14 protein-coding genes are annotated in these 17,177 nt (G+C 61.7%); 3 read left to right on the top strand and 11 right to left on the bottom strand.

Annotated elements, in window-relative coordinates; translation table 11 throughout:
• The first annotated feature begins 115 nt into the window (after nt 1–115).
• The 3 genes from G6N78_RS21585 (at nt 116) to rocF (ending at nt 4,309) form a co-directional block, all read left to right on the top strand.
• Complete coding sequence (locus G6N78_RS21585) at nt 116–1,042, top strand: MerR family transcriptional regulator (protein ID WP_165223715.1); 927 nt, start codon at nt 116–118, stop codon at nt 1,040–1,042.
• 375 nt (nt 1,043–1,417) lie between these two features.
• Entirely contained in the window at nt 1,418–3,133 is a 1,716-nt protein-coding gene (locus G6N78_RS21580; RefSeq protein WP_165223712.1) for a methyl-accepting chemotaxis protein, read from the top strand.
• A 255-nt stretch (nt 3,134–3,388) separates the two neighbouring features.
• Entirely contained in the window at nt 3,389–4,309 is a 921-nt protein-coding gene (gene rocF, locus G6N78_RS21575; protein ID WP_165223709.1) for an arginase, read from the top strand.
• A gap of 27 nt (nt 4,310–4,336) precedes the next feature.
• Here rocF and G6N78_RS21570 read toward each other — a convergent pair whose 3' ends face one another.
• From G6N78_RS21570 to G6N78_RS21520, 11 genes are all read right to left on the bottom strand, one after another.
• A complete protein-coding gene (locus tag G6N78_RS21570; RefSeq protein ID WP_165223706.1) occupies nt 4,337–5,158 on the bottom strand; it encodes an HpcH/HpaI aldolase family protein in 822 nt (273 codons plus the stop codon).
• A 90-nt stretch (nt 5,159–5,248) separates the two neighbouring features.
• Nucleotides 5,249–6,742 (bottom strand): glycerol kinase GlpK, encoded by a 1,494-nt coding sequence (glpK, locus tag G6N78_RS21565; protein WP_165223703.1) that lies wholly within the window; start codon nt 6,740–6,742, stop codon nt 5,249–5,251.
• 257 nt (nt 6,743–6,999) lie between these two features.
• Entirely contained in the window at nt 7,000–7,770 is a 771-nt protein-coding gene (locus G6N78_RS21560) for a TSUP family transporter (RefSeq protein ID WP_165223700.1), read from the bottom strand.
• 2 nt (nt 7,771–7,772) lie between these two features.
• Complete coding sequence (locus G6N78_RS21555) at nt 7,773–9,764, bottom strand: alpha-glucosidase (RefSeq protein ID WP_165223697.1); 1,992 nt, start codon at nt 9,762–9,764, stop codon at nt 7,773–7,775.
• Between the two features lie 11 nt (nt 9,765–9,775).
• The gene (locus G6N78_RS21550; RefSeq protein ID WP_165223694.1) at nt 9,776–10,540 is read right to left on the bottom strand and encodes an SDR family NAD(P)-dependent oxidoreductase; all 765 of its coding nucleotides are present in this window, start codon (nt 10,538–10,540) and stop codon (nt 9,776–9,778) included.
• A 10-nt stretch (nt 10,541–10,550) separates the two neighbouring features.
• On the bottom strand, nt 10,551–11,432 hold the full coding sequence (locus G6N78_RS21545; protein ID WP_370691543.1) for an SMP-30/gluconolactonase/LRE family protein: 882 nt from the start codon (nt 11,430–11,432) through the stop codon (nt 10,551–10,553).
• A gap of 10 nt (nt 11,433–11,442) precedes the next feature.
• Nucleotides 11,443–12,246 carry an HpcH/HpaI aldolase family protein gene (locus G6N78_RS21540; protein WP_165223688.1) on the bottom strand — a complete coding sequence of 268 codons (804 nt, stop codon included), beginning with the start codon at nt 12,244–12,246 and terminating at the stop codon, nt 11,443–11,445.
• Between the two features lie 13 nt (nt 12,247–12,259).
• Nucleotides 12,260–13,996 carry an L-arabinonate dehydratase gene (gene araD, locus G6N78_RS21535; RefSeq protein ID WP_370691542.1) on the bottom strand — a complete coding sequence of 579 codons (1,737 nt, stop codon included), beginning with the start codon at nt 13,994–13,996 and terminating at the stop codon, nt 12,260–12,262.
• A gap of 5 nt (nt 13,997–14,001) precedes the next feature.
• Nucleotides 14,002–14,856, bottom strand: coding sequence for a carbohydrate ABC transporter permease (locus tag G6N78_RS21530; protein ID WP_165223685.1), 855 nt, complete (start codon nt 14,854–14,856; stop codon nt 14,002–14,004).
• A 4-nt stretch (nt 14,857–14,860) separates the two neighbouring features.
• On the bottom strand, nt 14,861–15,760 hold the full coding sequence (locus G6N78_RS21525; RefSeq protein ID WP_165225354.1) for a carbohydrate ABC transporter permease: 900 nt from the start codon (nt 15,758–15,760) through the stop codon (nt 14,861–14,863).
• Nucleotides 15,761–15,912: 152 nt separating this feature from the next.
• Complete coding sequence (locus tag G6N78_RS21520; RefSeq protein ID WP_165223682.1) at nt 15,913–17,148, bottom strand: ABC transporter substrate-binding protein; 1,236 nt, start codon at nt 17,146–17,148, stop codon at nt 15,913–15,915.
• Nucleotides 17,149–17,177: the final 29 nt, after the last annotated feature.

Raw genomic sequence — 17,177 nt, 5'->3', positions numbered from 1 at the left:
TTGCGGCGCCTTCATCTGCTGGCGGAAAGGTGAGGTTTAAAAACGTCTTCGCTTGCTGCGGTCCGTGCATGTGATAAGCTTTCATTCGGTTTGCGGGTCCATCGGGAGCAGAAGAATGAGGGACGACGAACCGCGGGAGGCTGCCTGTATCGTGAAGTTTGCCGATGCGCTTCAGCGTGCCGGGATTTCCAAGCTCGTCCTGCATGCCTGGGAAAGACGCTACGACGTGCAACTGAGCGAACGTACCGCGACGGGACGCCGCTTCATGACCGAGACGCAGGTGGAACGGCTGCGCCTCCTCAAGCTGTGCACCGATGCGGGTTATCGTATCGCGAACATCATCAGTCTTCCCGATCTGGAACTCTTGCGCATCGCAGAGCAGCACGCGCTTCGTCTCGACCTCTGCTCGACCCTCGACGCGGCTCAACGACTGGATTCGGCAGCACTTTCCGCGGACCTCGAGCGGCGCGTAAGCGAACTCGGCCCCCTCGACTTTGTCCGCCGGGTCGTTTCTCCCCTGATGGACGAGATTGGCAAGCGATGGCAGGACGGCACCATGTCGATCGCTGCCGAACATCTGGTTTCGGCCGAAGTTCGACGAATTCTCTCTGATTGCCTTCATCGGTTTCCCGTAGCGCCGGACGCGACCAGGGCGGTCGCGACGACACCGGAAGGTGAGTTGCACGAACTGGGTGCCCTGGTGATTACGCTCCTCTCCCGGAGCCACGGGATCGATACGCTTTATCTTGGCCCCAACCTGCCAAACGACCAGATTGTCAACGCTGCTCTTCGAAGCGGCGCAAGGGTCGTCTTCCTCAGTTGCCTTGTGTCCTCCCGCCGTAACGCGTCCGGCCCCATTGTGGCGCTGCGGGGCGCCTTGCCGCCGCACATCGCCTTGTTTGTCGGAGGGCCTGGAGCCAGCGACATGGCACCGCTCGACGGGGTGAGCATCTTCCCCAACATCGAAAGCATCAATGCCGCCTTGCGAGACATCGGAACGGCAGCATTGCCGGCCCGGGGCCTATCGAACGAGACAAGATAGTCTGTCTCGGATGTGCAGTCGATGCAGGCAGCGGTCTTCCGCCGCCCACCGTCGCCTCCCTGTAGCAAGATAGACGCTTGTTGAAGACGACATTCGTCCCGGGCATAGTTCCTATACAAATTCGCGCGATCGATGCCCCTTAAAAAATCCGACTATTCATTACAAATTTAAGCAAGTCACCGTTTGTCATTGTTCTTTCTGGCGGTTTCGTTCCCTGAATTCAAATATCAGGCGCTTTTGACGTGGTGTTTTTAAATATACAAGCATTGCGAAATTAACGGTTAGTTTGAAGTTTGTATATATTTTGTCTCCAGGAATACATCATGTCAGATCGTCGTGACGACTGCCGTCATCGGTGCGCCAAGAGGTAGAGGTATGGGAATCGCATCATTGCTGAATTCGAAGGAGACCAACAAGCTTCTGGCGCTGGATGCGCTGAAGGCCAATGTCATGGTCGCCGACGCCAAGTTAAACATCATGTATATGAACCCGGCCGTCGTGGAGCTCCTCAAGGAAGCGGAAGATGACCTGAAGAAGGAGCTGCCGCGATTTTCCGTCGCCACGTTGATTGGCAGCAATATCGACGTCTTCCACAAGAACCCGGCACATCAACGCGGCATGTTGTCGGCGCTCAAGAACCGGCATAGCGCAACCATTCGCGTTGGCACGCGCATTTTCGACCTTCTGGTCACGCCGCTGAAGAGCGGCAACAAGACGACGGGATTCGTGGTGGAATGGGCGGATGCCAAGGAGCGTCTTCTCAATCTCGATTATGCCGCCCAGATCGCCGCCATCAGCCGCTCGCAGGCCATCATCGAGTTCACCGTTACCGGTCAGATCATCAGCGCGAACAAGAACTTTCTCGACACGATGGGCTACGCCTCTGTGGACGAGATCAAGGGTAAACACCACAGCATGTTCGTGTCACCCGAATATGCAGCGAGTGCAGACTACAAGGCGTTCTGGAAGGAGCTGTCCGAAGGGCGCTACCAGGCTGCCGAATTCAAGCGGACCCGCAAAGACGGGCGTGAAGTCGTCATCGCCGCATCCTACAACCCGATCTTGGGCATTAACGGTGAAGTCACGAAGGTGGTGAAGTTCGCGTCGGATGTCACGAAGCGCGTCCACACCGTCAATGCACTGGGCGACAGCTTGAAGCGCCTCTGTTCCGGCGACTTTGCCTTCCAGCTCAACGAACCGTTTGCTCCGGAATTCGAATTCCTCCGGCTCGATCTCAACACATCCGTCACCCAGCTTTGCGACACCTTTCGCCAGATCGCCCAGAGCGTCGATCTGATCGGGACTGGCACGCGGGAAATCAGCCAGGGCGTCACCGATCTGTCGCGCAGAACGGAAGGGCAGGCGGCGAACCTGGAAGAAACCGCAGCAGCGCTGGAAGAGATCACGGCCAATGTCGGTTCGTCCGCGCAACGGGCTCAGGATGCCCGCGATGTGGCCTCCCGCGCCAAGACGAGCGCGGAACAATCCGGCGAGGTGGTTTCGCATGCGGTGGACGCCATGAGCCGCATCGAGGATTCGTCCGGCAAGATTTCCAACATCATCGGCGTGATCGACGAGATCGCCTTCCAGACCAACCTTCTTGCCCTCAATGCCGGTGTCGAGGCCGCTCGTGCCGGAGAGGCGGGGCGCGGTTTCGCCGTCGTGGCGCAGGAGGTGCGCGAACTGGCGCAACGGTCCGCCAAGGCCGCGAAGGAGATCAAGGACCTCATCCATCACTCGGTCTCGGAAGTGGCAGGCGGGGTCAAGCTGGTGCGCGATACCGGAAATGCGCTGCGCAATATCAGCCAGTTGATTGTCGAGATCAACGATCACATCGTCGCCATCTCCACGGCGGCCAAGGAACAGTCCACCGGGCTGAGCGAGGTGAATGGCGCAGTCAACAGCATGGATCAATCCACGCAGCAGAACGCGGCCATGGTGGAGGAAAGCAGCGCCGCTGCCAGCACGCTCGCCTCCGAAACAGCCAAGCTGCGCGAGATGATTGGTCAGTTCACGTTAAGCGCATCCGGCAACCATTCCACCCATGTCTGGACAGGCAGCGCAGGTGCGTCCTTCCATCGGGCGGCTTGACTTGGCAGGCAAGGTGCTCGGCTTTCGCGTACCTTGCCGATCGCTGCATGGGAGAGAGCGAACGACACGCGCACCGACCTCAACGAGCGTCTTGCGACCGCAGCGGATATCGTGCGGAAGATGCGGTGGGGCAACTGATCAATCTGTTCATCCGTTCAAGACAATCTGACAGGCGCATCGTGCCAATCTGCCCGTGCGGCAGGTACCGTTCTGCACCGGCCTGTGGTCTGATAGCCTTGAAATGGAGACGGAAGAATGTTGTGCAAGTTGATTGGTGTTCCTCTGCAGGATGGCGCGGCACAGTTGGGCTGCGAGATGGGGCCGAGCGCGCTTCGAACCGCGGGCCTTGCAGGGGCGCTTCGGGAGCTTGGCCATGAGGTCGTGGATTTCGGCAATCTTTCACCCCAAACAGCCGATGTACCTGTTCATCCCAATCCGGCCCTCAAGAACCTGCCGGTGATCAGCGGCTGGGTCTCCGAAATCGCCGAGACCGCCTACCGCGAAAGCCGTGACGGGCTGCCGATTTTTCTCGGCGGCGATCATGCTTTGTCGGCCGGTAGTGTCGCCGGTGTCGCTCGACGTGCGGCTGAACAAGAGAGGCCGCTCTTCGTCCTGTGGCTCGATGCCCATACGGATTTTCATAGCCTTCAGTCAACGACGAGTGGCAATCTGCATGGCGTGCCGGTTGCCTACTTTACCGGCCAGCCGGGGTTCGACGGATATTTCCCGACGCTCACCCATCCCGTCGATCCGGCCGATGTCTGCATGGTCGGCATCCGCAGCGTCGATCCCGCGGAACGGTCTGCAATCTCCGGCACCGCCTTGACGGTACACGACATGCGCGTGATCGATGAGCAGGGCATTGCAGCACCACTTCGCGTCTTCCTGGACCGGGTTGCCGCCGCCAAGGGTTGCCTGCATGTGAGCCTGGATGTGGATTTCCTTGATCCTTCCATCGGACCGGCAGTGGGCACAACGGTGCCGGGCGGCGCCACATTCCGCGAGGCGCATCTGGTGATGGAGATGCTGCATGAAAGCGGACTGGTGACGAGCCTGGATCTGGTCGAACTCAATCCGTTTCTGGACGAGCGCGGGCGCACCGCCACCCTGCTGGTGGATCTCACCGCCAGCCTGATGGGGCGCAAGGTGATGGACCGCCCGACGCGCCGGTACTGAGGCCGGCTGGGTCGGCTTTCGGCGTGTTCAGTAGGATGTCCCCTTGCCATCGGCAGGGGTTTCGCCACGGGCTTTGGCTGCCTGCAGTTCCCGATATTGTGCCATGGCGGCCATCCCGGCATCTCGCAGCAGCGCAACATCGTAAGGGCCGGGGATGAAGCGGTAGCCGCGGTCCAGCAGGTCGTTTACACCCGCACCGGCATTGGGCACCGTTCCCAGAACCTTGCCGGCGGCCAAGACCTCGCGCTCTACCTTGCGGGCCAGCGCCTGCACGTCCGGATGGCCGGTCTGGCCGATCAGGCCCATGGATGCGGCCAGATCATTGATGCCGATGAAGATGACGTCCGCGCCGTCGATAGCCGCGATCGCAGCGGCGTTTTCTGCCGCCAGGGCCGATTCCAGCTGGATGATCGTCAGCATGTTGTCATTGGCCTTGCGGACATAGTCCGGCTCCAGACCGAAGGTCGAGGCTCTGACCACGGACGCCGCGTAACCACGAAAACCCGCCGGTGGATAAAGGCAGGCCTGCACGGCTGCCTCTGCCAGATCCGGCGTATCGACCGAAGGGATCATCACCGATTGCACGCCGGCATCGATGACGCGCTTCAGTAGCACGTGATCATTCCAGGCAACCCGCACCACGGCCGGTGTTGGCGTGGTCTCGAGAGCACGCAGCACATCCACGACATCCCGCGTATCACCGATGCCGTGCTCATGATCGGCGAGAACGAAGTCGAAGCCTGCGTGACCCAGGATTTCGGCGTTGGTGGGGGAGCCACCGGCCACCCAGCAGCCATAAACGGCATCACCGGCGTGCAGGCGGGCCTTGAGAGTATTGGTCTTGAACATCTGTGCGATCCCTTGCTCATACGGGCGGATGTAAGGCGAAGCTTATGTTGCAAGCCCGCACTCTTCCTGTTGCTTATGGACTTTGACCGATCACTTGCCGAAGGCAAGCGTGCATTGCACGGCGCAATCCCAGCCTTTCAGCAGAAGGTCTCGCTCGTTTGCATCCATGGATGGCGTGAACTGTCTCTCCAGATGCCACTCTGCGGCAAATCCGGCCTGGTCCGGCCAGATCCCCGCGCCATGGCCGGCGAGCCAGGCGGCCCCGAGGGCCGTCACTTCGGACGAGTCGGATCGATCGACGGCAACGCCGAGGATGTCGGAGAGCCGCTGCATGGTCCAGTCATTGGCGGCCATGCCACCATCGACGCGCAGCAGCGTATCGGCCTGCCGCGGCCAGTCCTTGCGCATGGCGCCGAGCAGGTCGCGCGTCTGGAAGCAGACTGATTCCAGTGCCGCACGGGCAAATTCGGCGGGCCCCGTATTGCGGGTCATGCCGAACATGGCGCCGCGTGCTTCGGCATCCCACCAGGGCGCGCCAAGCCCGGTGAAGGCCGGCACGAGATAGACGCGCTGGCCGGGATCGGCCTTTGCCGCGAGTTCGGCGGTCTCCGATGCCTTGCCGATCATCTTCAAGCCATCGCGCAGCCATTGCACCGCCGCGCCGGCGATGAAGATCGACCCCTCCAGCGCATAATGAATTTCGCCGTTCAGCCGGTAGGCGATCGTCGTCAGCAGCCGATTCTTGGAGGTGACCCGGTCGGTGCCGGTGTTCAGCAGCGCAAAGCAGCCGGTGCCATAGGTGGATTTCATCATGCCCGGCGTAAAACAGGCCTGGCCGATGACGGCCGCCTGCTGGTCGCCGGCAACGCCCTTGATGGCAATGGGGCCGCCGAACAGATCCGGTTCCGTGGTGCCGAAATCGTCGATGTTCGACAGGATCTCCGGCAGCATGGACCGGGGAATGTTGAAGAGCTTCAGCAGATCGTCGTCCCATTCGGCGGTGCCGATGTTGCACAGCATGGTGCGCGAGGCATTGGTAACGTCGATGACATGGCGGCGGCCAGCCGTCAGCTTGTAGATCAGCCAGCTATCGACCGTGCCGAAGGCCAGATGCCCCGCTTCGGCGGCTTCACGAGCGCCCGACACATTGTCCAGCAGCCAGGCGATCTTCGTGGCGGAGAAATAGGGATCGATCAGAAGCCCGGTGCGCTCGGCCACCAGATCGGAATGACCGTCTTCGCGCAGCTTGGCACAATGCTCGGCCGTGCGGCGATCCTGCCAGACGATGGCTCTGTGGATCGCCTTGCCGGTGCGGCGGTCCCAGACGAGGGCTGTCTCACGCTGATTGGTGATACCGATCGCGGCGATCTCTGCCGCGGTGACAGAGGCAGCCTGCATGGCCTTGCGGACCGTCTCCACCGTGGTCGTCCAGAGGTCCTCGGCCTCATGCTCCACCCAGCCCGAGTGCGGGAAGTGCTGGGTGAACTCCTGCTGTCCGACGCCGCGGGCCTTGTAACTCCGGTCGAAGACGATCGATCGGGTGGATGTGGTACCCTGGTCGATGGCGAGAATGAAGTCCTTCATGTACAGCTTCCATGGTTCATCATGACGTCAGACAGGCGCGGGAGCGCTGCCTTTCCAGAAAGAAACAGCCGGTTTGCTGGCAAAAGAAACGGAACGCACCGGCACCTGCTGCCGAGCTTCCCTGCTTGCGTTGCCTCCCACCGCTCCCCCGCGGTTCTTCGAATTGGTAGCATAGTTGACGCTTCGCCCAAGTCATTTTTCACGTGCCTTGCGTCTTGCACCACACGCGGTCCCCGAGCGCCGTCCGAACGAAGCGCTTAGGCGGCCGCCTGCGCCAGCTTCCACAAAGGCGGCAGCGCCAGCGAAACACCCGAGAGAAAGAGCAGGAGAAAGGCGCTGCGCCGCATGCTCAACGGCGAGAGCGGCGGCGGATAGCGTTTTGCCAGCCACGTTGCCAGAATGACGACCGGGATGGCCACAAGGCCCCACCAGAAGGAGGCAGTCGGCATCTGCCCGGCGCCCGCAACGATGCCAAGCCGAATCAGCGCGTTGGTGGCAAAGATCGCAACAAGCGTCTCGCGAACGGTGGATGCGTTCAGGGGCTGGCGGTAGAAGTGGTAGATGAGCGGCGGTCCGGCGGTCGAGAACAGGCCGCCCATCAGACCGGCGGCGGCGCCGAACCCGGCAAAGGAGGCCTGGGAGGACATTCTCTCCAGCCCCTGCGGCTTCAGCGACAACTGCACGCTGGAAATGATGATGACCAGCCCCAGCACGATCTTGACCCATTCGAGCGAGGCTGCGGCCAAGAGGTTGAGTAGCCAATACCCGACACCCAGGAAGAGCAAGCTTGAGAGGAGGGCGGGCGCCAGTTGCCGGAACGCGATGTCCCGCCACCCCTTGGCCAGCACCTGTGCGGCGTTCACGACCACGAGAATGCTGACGAGAACGGCGGCATCCGTGAGCGGCAGACCCCCCGTCAGGCCGATGCCGCCCATCATGATGAGGCCGAGGGCAAAACCGGTCAGCGTCTGGGTATAGGATGCGATGAAGGCGATGGCGAGAAGGCCCGCCAATCCGGAGACATCCATGATCAGAGTGTCCGCAGCCCGTCGAACAATTCGCTCATCGCAGCACCGTCGCGGCGGAAGACGGCGGGTTTTCCGAGCGGAGCATCGACCGAAACCGTCTGACCGCCTTCGAACGCGGTGCCTGACCAGATATGCACCCAGCGTTCGCCTTGCGGCAGGTAGACCTCGCGTGTGGTTTCCGCGGCCTTCCACACCGGGGCCACCAGCAGGTCGCGGCCATAGAGGTAGCTATCCTGTATGATGTAGGTCTGGGCATCGTCTTCGTGATGCAGGAAGAGCGGGCGCTGCACCGGCAAGCCAGTGGCGGCCGCTTCGGAAGACAACGTCTTCAGATAGGGTGCGAGATGCACGTAGATCGCCGTCATCCGGGCGAAATGCGCGAGAACTTCGGCGTCCTGGTCGATCTGCAGGTTGTCGCGCGGGCGGTTGCCTTCGTGGCTGCGCATGACCGGCGTAAACGCTGCCATCTCCGCCCAGCGCATGATGAGTTCTGCGGTGCGGACATTGCCGAACAGGCTCGTGTACCCGCCGATATCCGAATGATGGTAGGCATTGCCAAGCAGGCCGGAGGAGAGTGCGCCGCAGATAACGGTCACGAGACCATCGTGGCGGGAGAAATCCACCGACTGGTCACCGCCCCACAGGAGCGGGCAATGGGCTTGCACGCCGGTGAAGCCAGCGCGCATGAAGAACAGGGTCTCGCCGGTCTTGCCGCGGCTTTCGACGGCTCGCGCATTCACCTCGGCCCACAGCGTTGGCCAGGCATTGTGCATGAGCTTGGCATCGATGCCGTTCTGAAGCTTCACGTCGATCGGCAGGTATTCGCCGAAATCTGCCATCCAGCCGGACAGGCCGTAATCCAGCATGTTCTTGCCGATCACCTCTTCGGCAAACCAGGCAGAAGCGTCGGGATTGGTAAAATCGACGACGCCGCAATCAAACTCGCCGAAATCCACCAATGCGGTCTTCCCGGCTTCATCCTTGGCGAAATAGCCCTTTGCGTCGGCGACTGGGTAAAGCGGCCCATCGACGCAGAGATACGGGTTCACATAACCGAGGAAACGGATGCCGTCGTTCTGGAGTTCGGCGATCTTCTGGCGAAGGTTCGGGTAGCGGGTCTCGTTGGCCTGCCAGTCCCAGAACAGCCGCGCGCCGAAGGAGGTGTGGCGAAGGCCGACCCAGTCCTCACACCAGAGGCCGGACACCTTGACGCCGGCGGCGCGCATTTTTTCCATCCGCGCAAAAGAATTCTCGCCATCCTTCAGGCCAAGGATCGCGCCGCCATACACCCATTCGGGAAGTTCCGGCTGACGACCAAAGCGGGTTGAGAGCGCGCCGACGAGCTCGACAAAGGTTGGGGCGGCAAAGAGTTCAAGGCGTTCCGGTACCGCCCAGATTTCAATCTCGTGGAAACCCTCGCGGCGGAAATCGAACACCGAATAGGCCATCGTTTCCACATGCAGTGCATAACGACGGGATGAGATATAGGTCGGCTGCGGATAGTTGGTGTTGTAGTAATCACCGCCCGACTTGCCGGTCACATCCGCCTTGAAGGTGATCTCGGTCGATTTGTCGCGACCCACGCCCGGTTCCGAGGTCCAGAGCGGGAACTTGCGGCCGCGCATGTCGAAGTACGACATCTGCTCGCCGCCACCCCAGACATGCTCGCCCGCCTCTGCGGTCACGCGGATCCAGACGCGGTTGATGGAGGCATCCAGCGACTGAGTCAGCAGGTGTTTACCTTCGAGGGTTACGGCGAAACGCGCCGGGAGCCCGCGCGCTGCCGAAAACTCGAGACGATTGCCATTGATCTCGACATGGGGAAGCGCGGTTCGCTCGACAACATAGTCTTCGATGTCGAAGTTGCCGCGGTACATGTCCATGCGTTCTTCGCCCTGACCGACGAAGAGGGCGGGAGCGGCCTCGGTGTGGCGCAGGATCTCGCGGCCAGCGAGGGTGAGGGTAAAGCCGCCGGGGATGAGGTTCAGCTGCATGGACAAGGCTTTCAGTTCTGGGTGAGGCCGGCATCGACGACGAAATTCGCACCGGTACAGCCGGAGCTTTCGTCGGAGCCGAGGAAGAGGGCAAGGCGTGCCACGTGGCTGGCATCGAGGCGGAATTTCAGCGCCTGAAGGTCAATGAACTGCTGGTTCTGCTCCGGTGTGGTCCAGAGCTTCAGCTGTCGTTCGGTGACGATGGCGCCCGGCACGATGCAGTTGACGCGGATGCCCGAGGGTCCAAGCTCGCGGGCGAGCGTCTTCGTCAAGCCGTTGATGGCGGCCTTCGAGGTGGTGTAGCCGACCATGCCGGGGCGACCGCGCATCCAGGAGATCGAGCTGAACATGATGATCGAACCGCCGCCATTCGCCGCCATCGCCTTGGCGACCGCCTGCGTGGCAAAGAACTGGTGGTCGAGGTTCAGCGCCAGCGCGCGGCGCCAGTAGTCCGGCTCGACCTCGTCCATGGCGTGGCGGTCGTCCTTGCCGGCATTGTTGACCAGCACCTCAATCGGGCCGTTCTCCGTTTCGAACGCGGCAACGGTGTCCCGCAGCGCTGCGATGTCCGTGACGTCACAGGGTTTGAAGACCGCACCCGTCGCCTCTGCCGTCTTGCGTCCTGCGTCCTCGTTGATATCGACGAAGGAGACCCGTGCCCCCTGCGCCCGGTAGGCCTTCACCATTTCCTCGCCAATGCCTGATGCGCCGCCGGTGATGAGGACGTGGCGATTGGTCAGGGACTGGTAACGGACAGTATCGTAAGCGGCGGACATTCTTTTCGTCTCAGATTTCGGGATTGAAGAGGGGTTTCGGAAGGCCGGGGATTTCCGTGCGCATGGCAAACAGCGCGCCGGAGAGCGGGTATTCGGCAAGCTCTTCCGCGGGGCGGCCAATGCTGGCGCTGGTGCAGTAGAGTGTCTTCATGTCAGGCCCACCAAAGGTCACCATCGTCGGGCACTTCGCGGGAACCGGATATTCTGCCAGAAGCCGACCATCCGGCGCATAACGCTGCACACGGCCACCTTCGAAAAGCGCGGTCCAGTAACAGCCGTCTGCATCGACAGCGCCGCCATCGGGGCGGCCCTTGTCTGTCTCGGAGCCGAACTTGGCAAAGAGCTGTCGGTTGGTGGCAGCGCCCGTCGCGACATCATAGTCGTAGGTATAGAGCGAGTAGCGCAACGTATCGGAGTGGTAGAGCCGCGTGCCATCGGGCGAGAACGCCACGCCATTCGACGTGAAGAGCTCTCCGACGATCTTATATATGCCGCGGACATCATAGCGATAGAGGCTGGCGATGCCGCGCTCGCGCGTCTCATCCACGGTGCCGGCAATGAAACGACCGGCGGGATCGACCATGCCGTCATTGAAGCGGCTGATCGTCTGGTCTTCTGGATTGTCCGCCAGTTTACGGGTCAATGTCCCCTCGACAGAAACAAGCCAGAGGCCGGAGCGCAAGCCGGCCACGAAGCCGCCACCTTCTGCCAGACCGATACAGCCGACGTCTTCCGGCAGGTCCAGCGTACCCAGCGACCCGTCTGCCGGATCGAAACGATGGATGCGCTTCTGCTTGATATCGACGAAGTAAAGGACCTGCTCATCGACGGACCACAGCGGGCATTCGCCAAGGGCGGTCTTTGCATCCAGAACAAGCTCGAAGCCGCTCACCTCTGTCACCTCAGTAGGCCGCGGTGGGGGTGGCGGCCGGCTTTGCCTCGCCCTTCATCTGGCCCAGCCACTCATTGGCGCGGCCCGTCATCATGGCGATATCGGAGGCGATTGCCGCGTAGTCGTAACCGTAGCCGATGAAGCGCTTCACCATGTCCGGGTTGGGGCCGACGATGCCGATCGGCTTGCCGGCCGCATGAGCGTCCTTGGCCGCCTTTTCGATCAGCGCTTGAACCTCTGGGTGGGCGATGTTGCCGATATGGCCCATGGCCGCCGACAGGTCGCCCGGACCGACGAACAGCGCGTCGATCCCATCCACGGCGGCGATCTCCGGCAGACGCTCGATCGCTTCCGGCGTTTCCAGCTGCACGATGGTGCAGACATCGTCATTCGCATTTTTCAGGTAGTTCGGGATCGTGCCGAACTTCGAGCCGCGATGAACCGCGGCGACGCCCCGAATACCATGAGGGGGGTAACGCGTGTAAGAGGCGGCGGCTTCCGCCTCTTCCGCCGTCTGCACGAAGGGCAGCATCACGGTGCGCGCACCGGCATCCATGCAGCGCTTGACGAGAACCTGGTCGTTCCAGGCCAGTCGCACAACCGCATCCGCCGGCGTGCAGCCGATGGCGCGGAGAATATGGGCAAGGTCGGGGACCTCGATCGGCACATGCTCCATGTCCACCACGAGGAAGTCGAAGCCGGCGTAACCGAGCGCTTCGGCGCTGGCGGGCGCCGCCGCCATCAGCCATGTGCCGAGCGGCGTCGCGCGGGTCTTGTCAAAGAGCCAGGATTTGAAGGGGTTCAGCGTGCTCATAGACAAAAATCCTTTAGAAAATGACCGGGTCCGGCACCTTGGCCGGGCCGCTCAGGAAATCGAAATCGCAGCCTTTATCCGCCTGGCTGACATGCTGCTGGTAGAGAGCTGCGAAGGACCGTTCATAGATGCGCGCGGTCGGCTTCCATTCGGCCCAGCGCGCCGCCAGTTCCTCGTCGCTGACCTTCATGTTGATGGTACCGGCGGCGACATCGAGTTCGATCAGGTCACCGGTTTTCACGAGCGCCAGAGGCCCACCGACAGCCGCTTCCGGCGCGACGTGGAGAATGCAGGTGCCGTAATGCGTGCCGCTCATGCGCGCATCGGAAATCCGCACCATGTCGCGCACCCCCTGTTTCAGAAGCTTCTTCGGGATCGGCAGGTTGCCCCATTCCGGCATGCCGGGCGCGCCGACCGGACCGGCATTGCGCAGGATGATGACGGTGTCTTCCGTCACATCGAGATCCTGATTGTCGAGCGTCTTGTTCATGGTGGCGGGGTCATCAAAGACGATCGCCGGACCGACATGCTTTAGGAATTTGGGGTTAGCCGCAGAGGATTTCATCACCGCGCCGTTCGGCGCCAGATTGCCGCGCAGCACTTCCAGCGTCTTGCCCTTTGACAGCGGCACGACCGGATTGCTTTCGTCGCGGATGATCTCGTCGTTCCAGCATTCCGCATCGGCAATATTTTCGCCGATCGTCTTGCCGTTCACAGTGGGGCGGGTGAGATCGAGATGATGCGAGAATTTCTTGAGCAGCGCATTGAGGCCGCCAGCGAAATAGAAGTCTTCCATCAGGTACTCGCCCGAGGGAAAGACGTTGGCGGCGACCGGCACCTTCGCGGCCATGGCCGACATGTCGTCGAGCGTCAGCGTGACGCCGGCGCGGTTCGCCATGGCGATCAGATGCACGGCGGCATTGGTCGATCCGCCCATCGCCATATAGGCCACAAGCCCGTTCTCGAAGCTTGCCTTGTTGAGGATATCGGAGGGTTTGAGATCCTCCCAGACCATCTCGACAATCCGCACGCCACAGGCAGAGGCCATGCGCGGATGGCCGGAATCGACGGCGGGAATGGAGGAGGCGCCGGGCAGCGTCATGCCCATCGCATCGGCAATCGAGGTCATGGTCGAGGCGGTGCCGATGGTGTTACAGGTGCCGGCGGATCGGGTCATCCGGCTTTCGAGATCTACCCAGTCATCCTTGGTGATGTTGCCGGCGCGAAGTTCGTCCCAGTATTTCTTCGTGTGCGTTCCCGCACCGGTCTTGATGCCGCGCCACTGGCCGTTCGCCATCGGGCCCGCCGGGCAATAGATGACCGGAATATCCATCGAGAAGGCACCCATCAGCAGGCCGGGCGTGGACTTGTCGCAACCGCCAAGCAGCACGGCACCATCGATCGGGTGCGAGCGCAGCAGTTCCTCGCATTCCATGGCAAGGAAGTTGCGGTAGAGCATGGTGGTGGGCTTCACCATCACCTCGCCGACGGACAGTGCCGGCATTTCCACCGGATAGCCGCCCGCCTGCCAGACGCCGCGTTTGACCGCTTCGGCGCGGTCGCGCAGATGCGCGTGGCAGGGGCTCATCTCGCTCCAGGTGTTGATGATGCCGATGACCGGCCGGCCCATGAACTCCTCGCGGCGCATGCCCATCTGCTGCGTGCGCTGGCGGTGCGCGAAGCCGCGCATGTCATCCGAGGCAAACCAGCGCTGGCTGCGCAGTTCGGAGAGATCTTTTCTGCGTGTCATGCGCATTATCCCTTGATGCCGCCTGCGGTGAGGCCGGAGACGACGCGCTCCTGGAAGATCACGATAAGGATCGCGACCGGCACGATGCCGACGACGAGGGCGGCGGAAATCACCGGCCAGGGGAAGGCGAACTCACCCTGATAGAGCTGGATGCCGACCGGCAGGGTGCGGAGCGCCGGATTGGAGTTGAAGGAGAGCGCCAGCAGGAACTCGTCCCAGGCGTTGACGAAGGCAAGAATGCCGGCCGTGAACACGCCGGGTGCGCAAAGCGGCACGACGACCTTGAAGAGGGCACCCAGCCGCGTGCAGCCATCGATCATCGCTGCGTTTTCAAGATCGCGCGGAATACCTTCGAAAAAGGAGACGAGCATCAACGTGCAAACCGGCAGAGAGAGCACCGTATAAGGCAGGATGAGTGCAATCCAGGTGTTGAGCAGGTTCAATGCCCGCATGATCTCGAAAAGCGGCACCAGCAGCGTGACCAGCGGAAAGGTCGAGACCGCGATGATGGCCGACAGGATAAGGCCCCGGTATTTCAGGTTGAGGCGGGCGAGCGCATAGGCCGCCAGCACGGAGACCAGCAGCGTCATGCAGGTCGACAGCAAGGCCACCATGAAGCTGTTGAACAGGAAGATGTGCAGCGGCTGGTCGGAAAAGGCCTGCAGGTAATTGGCGATCGTCGGCGCATGCGGCAGCCAGGTGATCGGTTTTACCGTCAACTCGGCTTCGGTCTTCAACGAGGTGAAGAGGATCCAGAGGGCTGGGAACATGCCGTTGACCAGGAGGATGGCGGCGGCGATCAGCCTGAGCGGCTTGCCGGAGAGGACGGACTGCGGGCCGGAGGCGGTAACCTGGCTCATGGGCTTACTCCTTGGTCCGGATGATGCGCAGATAGATGACGGTGACGCACATCGAGAGCGCGAACATCACCACAGCCAGTGCGGAGCCGTAACCGAGATCGAGGAAGGAGACGGTGTTCTGGTGGATGTACATGGCAAGCGTCGCAGTCGACGTGCCGGGACCGCCACCGGTCATCATGAAGGGAATGTCGAAGGTCTGCAACGCGGTGATGGTGCGGAAGATCAGCGCCACCACGATAGCCGGCTTCAGAAGCGGCAACGTGATTTCGAAGAACTGGCGGATGCGGCCTGCACCGTCCACGTCAGCAGCTTCGTAGAGCGAGCGCGGAATGGTTTGCAGCCCGGCGAGGATGATCAGCGCCATGAAGGACGAGGTCTTCCAGATGATGGTGAGACAGATCGCGGCGAAGGCGAGGTTCGGCGAGTTGAACCAGATGACGCCCTCGATGCCGAAGCGGGAGAGCACATCATTCACGACGCCATATTCCGAGTGGAAGAACCAGGCGAAGATCAGGCCGGCAAAGGAGAGCGGCAGCGCCCAGGGGATCAGAAGCGACAGGCGAACCGGCCACTGGCGGCGAAACGGCAGGTTGGCGAGAAGCGCCAGTCCCATGCCGACGACGAGCGCGCCAGGAACGGTGATCAACGTGATCAGCACGGTGTTCCAGGTGGTTTCCCAGAAAACCGGATCCTCGATCATCAGCTGGTAGTTTTCCAGTCCGACGAACTCGGCCGGAAGCCCCGAGGTGAGCGAGAGCGAAAAGAAGCTGGTGTAGATCAGCCGCAGCACCGGATAAACGATGATGAGCGACAGAAGCAGGCCGGCAGGGGCCAGCAGCAGCACGGCAAGCGCCTTGTCGCTGAGGTCGAGGAGGCGTGACCACGCAGGTGGCTGCTTTTCCATCCGGTCGGTGATGTTGAGGGTGGAGGTGGTCACCTTTGCAGCTCCCGCATGCAAGATAGAAAGGGCGATGATGTGTCGTGGCGGCCTTGGCGCCTGCTGGACAGCATCGGGGTCAGGGCGGCGTGGTCCACCGCCCTGTGGTCGATCATGGTTTAGCGCAGGATGCGCTTCAGGCGGGCTTCGATCTGCGCCGCGCCATCTTCCGGCGTGGTGACGCCAGCCAGGACTGCGTTGACCGTCGTGCGGATGACTTCGCTCACTTCGTTATAGCGCGGGGTCACCGGACGCGGCTTGGCGGTCTCGACCACCTGCTTGGCATCGGCAAACCAGGGGGCTGCCTTTAGCACATCGGCATCCTGGTAGAGCGCCGGATAGGTCGGCAGCAGCGAACCGTTGGCCGCCATGTGCTTGGAAGCCTCCTGGCTGGAGAGGAAGGAGACGAGCTTCTTTGCCGCATCCTGGTTCTTCGAATAGGCGGAAACGCCCCATTCCCAGCCGCCAAGGCAGGTCGCCTGCTCGCCGCCGGCGACAGCCGGAAGACGCGTCACGCCGACTTTGCCGGCAACGGCAGAATCCTTGCCCTGCGACTGTGCCCAGGCATAGGACCAGTTGACGGCAAAGACGACATTGCCGGCCTGGAATTCCTTGCGGGTATCGTCGGTCGCGACTTCGGCAATGTTCTTCTTGGAAATGCCGTCATCGACCATGCTCTTCCAGAGCTTCAGCGAATTGACGGCTGCCGTCTTGTCGAAGGTCAGTTTGCCGTTGTCGACCAGGGTCTTGCCCTGGCTCCAGTAGGGCAGAAGGAAGGTGCAGACAGCGCCTTCGATTGCCTTGCCCTGGAAGGACAGACCCTGCAGGTCGGCATTGTTTTCGCCGCCATTGATCTTCTTCACGGCAGCCTTCAGCTCGTCCCAGGTCTTGGGCGGCTCAATGCCGTATTTCTCCAGAAGATCCTTGCGGTAGTAGAGGAACATCGAGTCCGCGAAGGCCGGCAGCGCCACGACCTTGCCGTCCACCGTGTTCGCTTCGGCATAGGCCGGCAGGTAGACCGACATGTCCTTGCCCTCGAACGGGCTCGTCCAGCCGGCAGCGGCAAACTGCGCCGGGCGGATGACGTCGAGGATCAGCACGTCGAGCGAGCTATCCTTTGCCGACATGATGGTGTTCAGATACTGCGCCTGCGCTTCCGAGGTGTTGCCGCCGGTCTCGATCGTGACCTTCGTGCCCGGATTGGCAGCCTCGAACTTGTCGAGAACCTGGCGCCAAACCTGCGGCTGATGCTGGCTCGAAATATAGACCTTGAGCTCGGTATCGGCGAAAGCCGGAGCCGACAGACCGAAGATGCTGGCAGACAGCAGAGCGCCCGCCACAACCGACTTATTCATGGAATTCTCCCAATATCACTACCTGTACG

The organism is Allorhizobium pseudoryzae (assembly GCF_011046245.1).
Taxonomy (GTDB): domain Bacteria; phylum Pseudomonadota; class Alphaproteobacteria; order Rhizobiales; family Rhizobiaceae; genus Neorhizobium; species Neorhizobium pseudoryzae.
Note: the sequence above shows the minus strand (reverse complement) of the source record. Positions and strands in the feature narration are given on the sequence as shown.

Bases quoted from the DNA above. Each gene is read 5' to 3' on its own strand.
- G6N78_RS21585 (WP_165223715.1), top strand. From the start codon at position 116: ATGAGGGACGACGAACCGCGGGAGGCTGCCTGTATCGTGAAGTTTGCC.
- G6N78_RS21580 (WP_165223712.1), top strand. From the start codon at position 1,418: ATGGGAATCGCATCATTGCTGAATTCGAAGGAGACCAACAAGCTTCTG.
- rocF (WP_165223709.1), top strand. From the start codon at position 3,389: ATGTTGTGCAAGTTGATTGGTGTTCCTCTGCAGGATGGCGCGGCACAG.
- G6N78_RS21570 (WP_165223706.1), bottom strand. From the start codon at position 5,158: ATGTTCAAGACCAATACTCTCAAGGCCCGCCTGCACGCCGGTGATGCC.
- glpK (WP_165223703.1), bottom strand. From the start codon at position 6,742: ATGAAGGACTTCATTCTCGCCATCGACCAGGGTACCACATCCACCCGA.
- G6N78_RS21560 (WP_165223700.1), bottom strand. From the start codon at position 7,770: ATGGATGTCTCCGGATTGGCGGGCCTTCTCGCCATCGCCTTCATCGCA.
- G6N78_RS21555 (WP_165223697.1), bottom strand. From the start codon at position 9,764: ATGCAGCTGAACCTCATCCCCGGCGGCTTTACCCTCACCCTCGCTGGC.
- G6N78_RS21550 (WP_165223694.1), bottom strand. From the start codon at position 10,540: ATGTCCGCCGCTTACGATACTGTCCGTTACCAGTCCCTGACCAATCGC.
- G6N78_RS21540 (WP_165223688.1), bottom strand. From the start codon at position 12,246: ATGAGCACGCTGAACCCCTTCAAATCCTGGCTCTTTGACAAGACCCGC.
- araD (WP_370691542.1), bottom strand. From the start codon at position 13,996: ATGACACGCAGAAAAGATCTCTCCGAACTGCGCAGCCAGCGCTGGTTT.
- G6N78_RS21530 (WP_165223685.1), bottom strand. From the start codon at position 14,856: ATGAGCCAGGTTACCGCCTCCGGCCCGCAGTCCGTCCTCTCCGGCAAG.
- G6N78_RS21525 (WP_165225354.1), bottom strand. From the start codon at position 15,760: ATGGAAAAGCAGCCACCTGCGTGGTCACGCCTCCTCGACCTCAGCGAC.
- G6N78_RS21520 (WP_165223682.1), bottom strand. From the start codon at position 17,148: ATGAATAAGTCGGTTGTGGCGGGCGCTCTGCTGTCTGCCAGCATCTTC.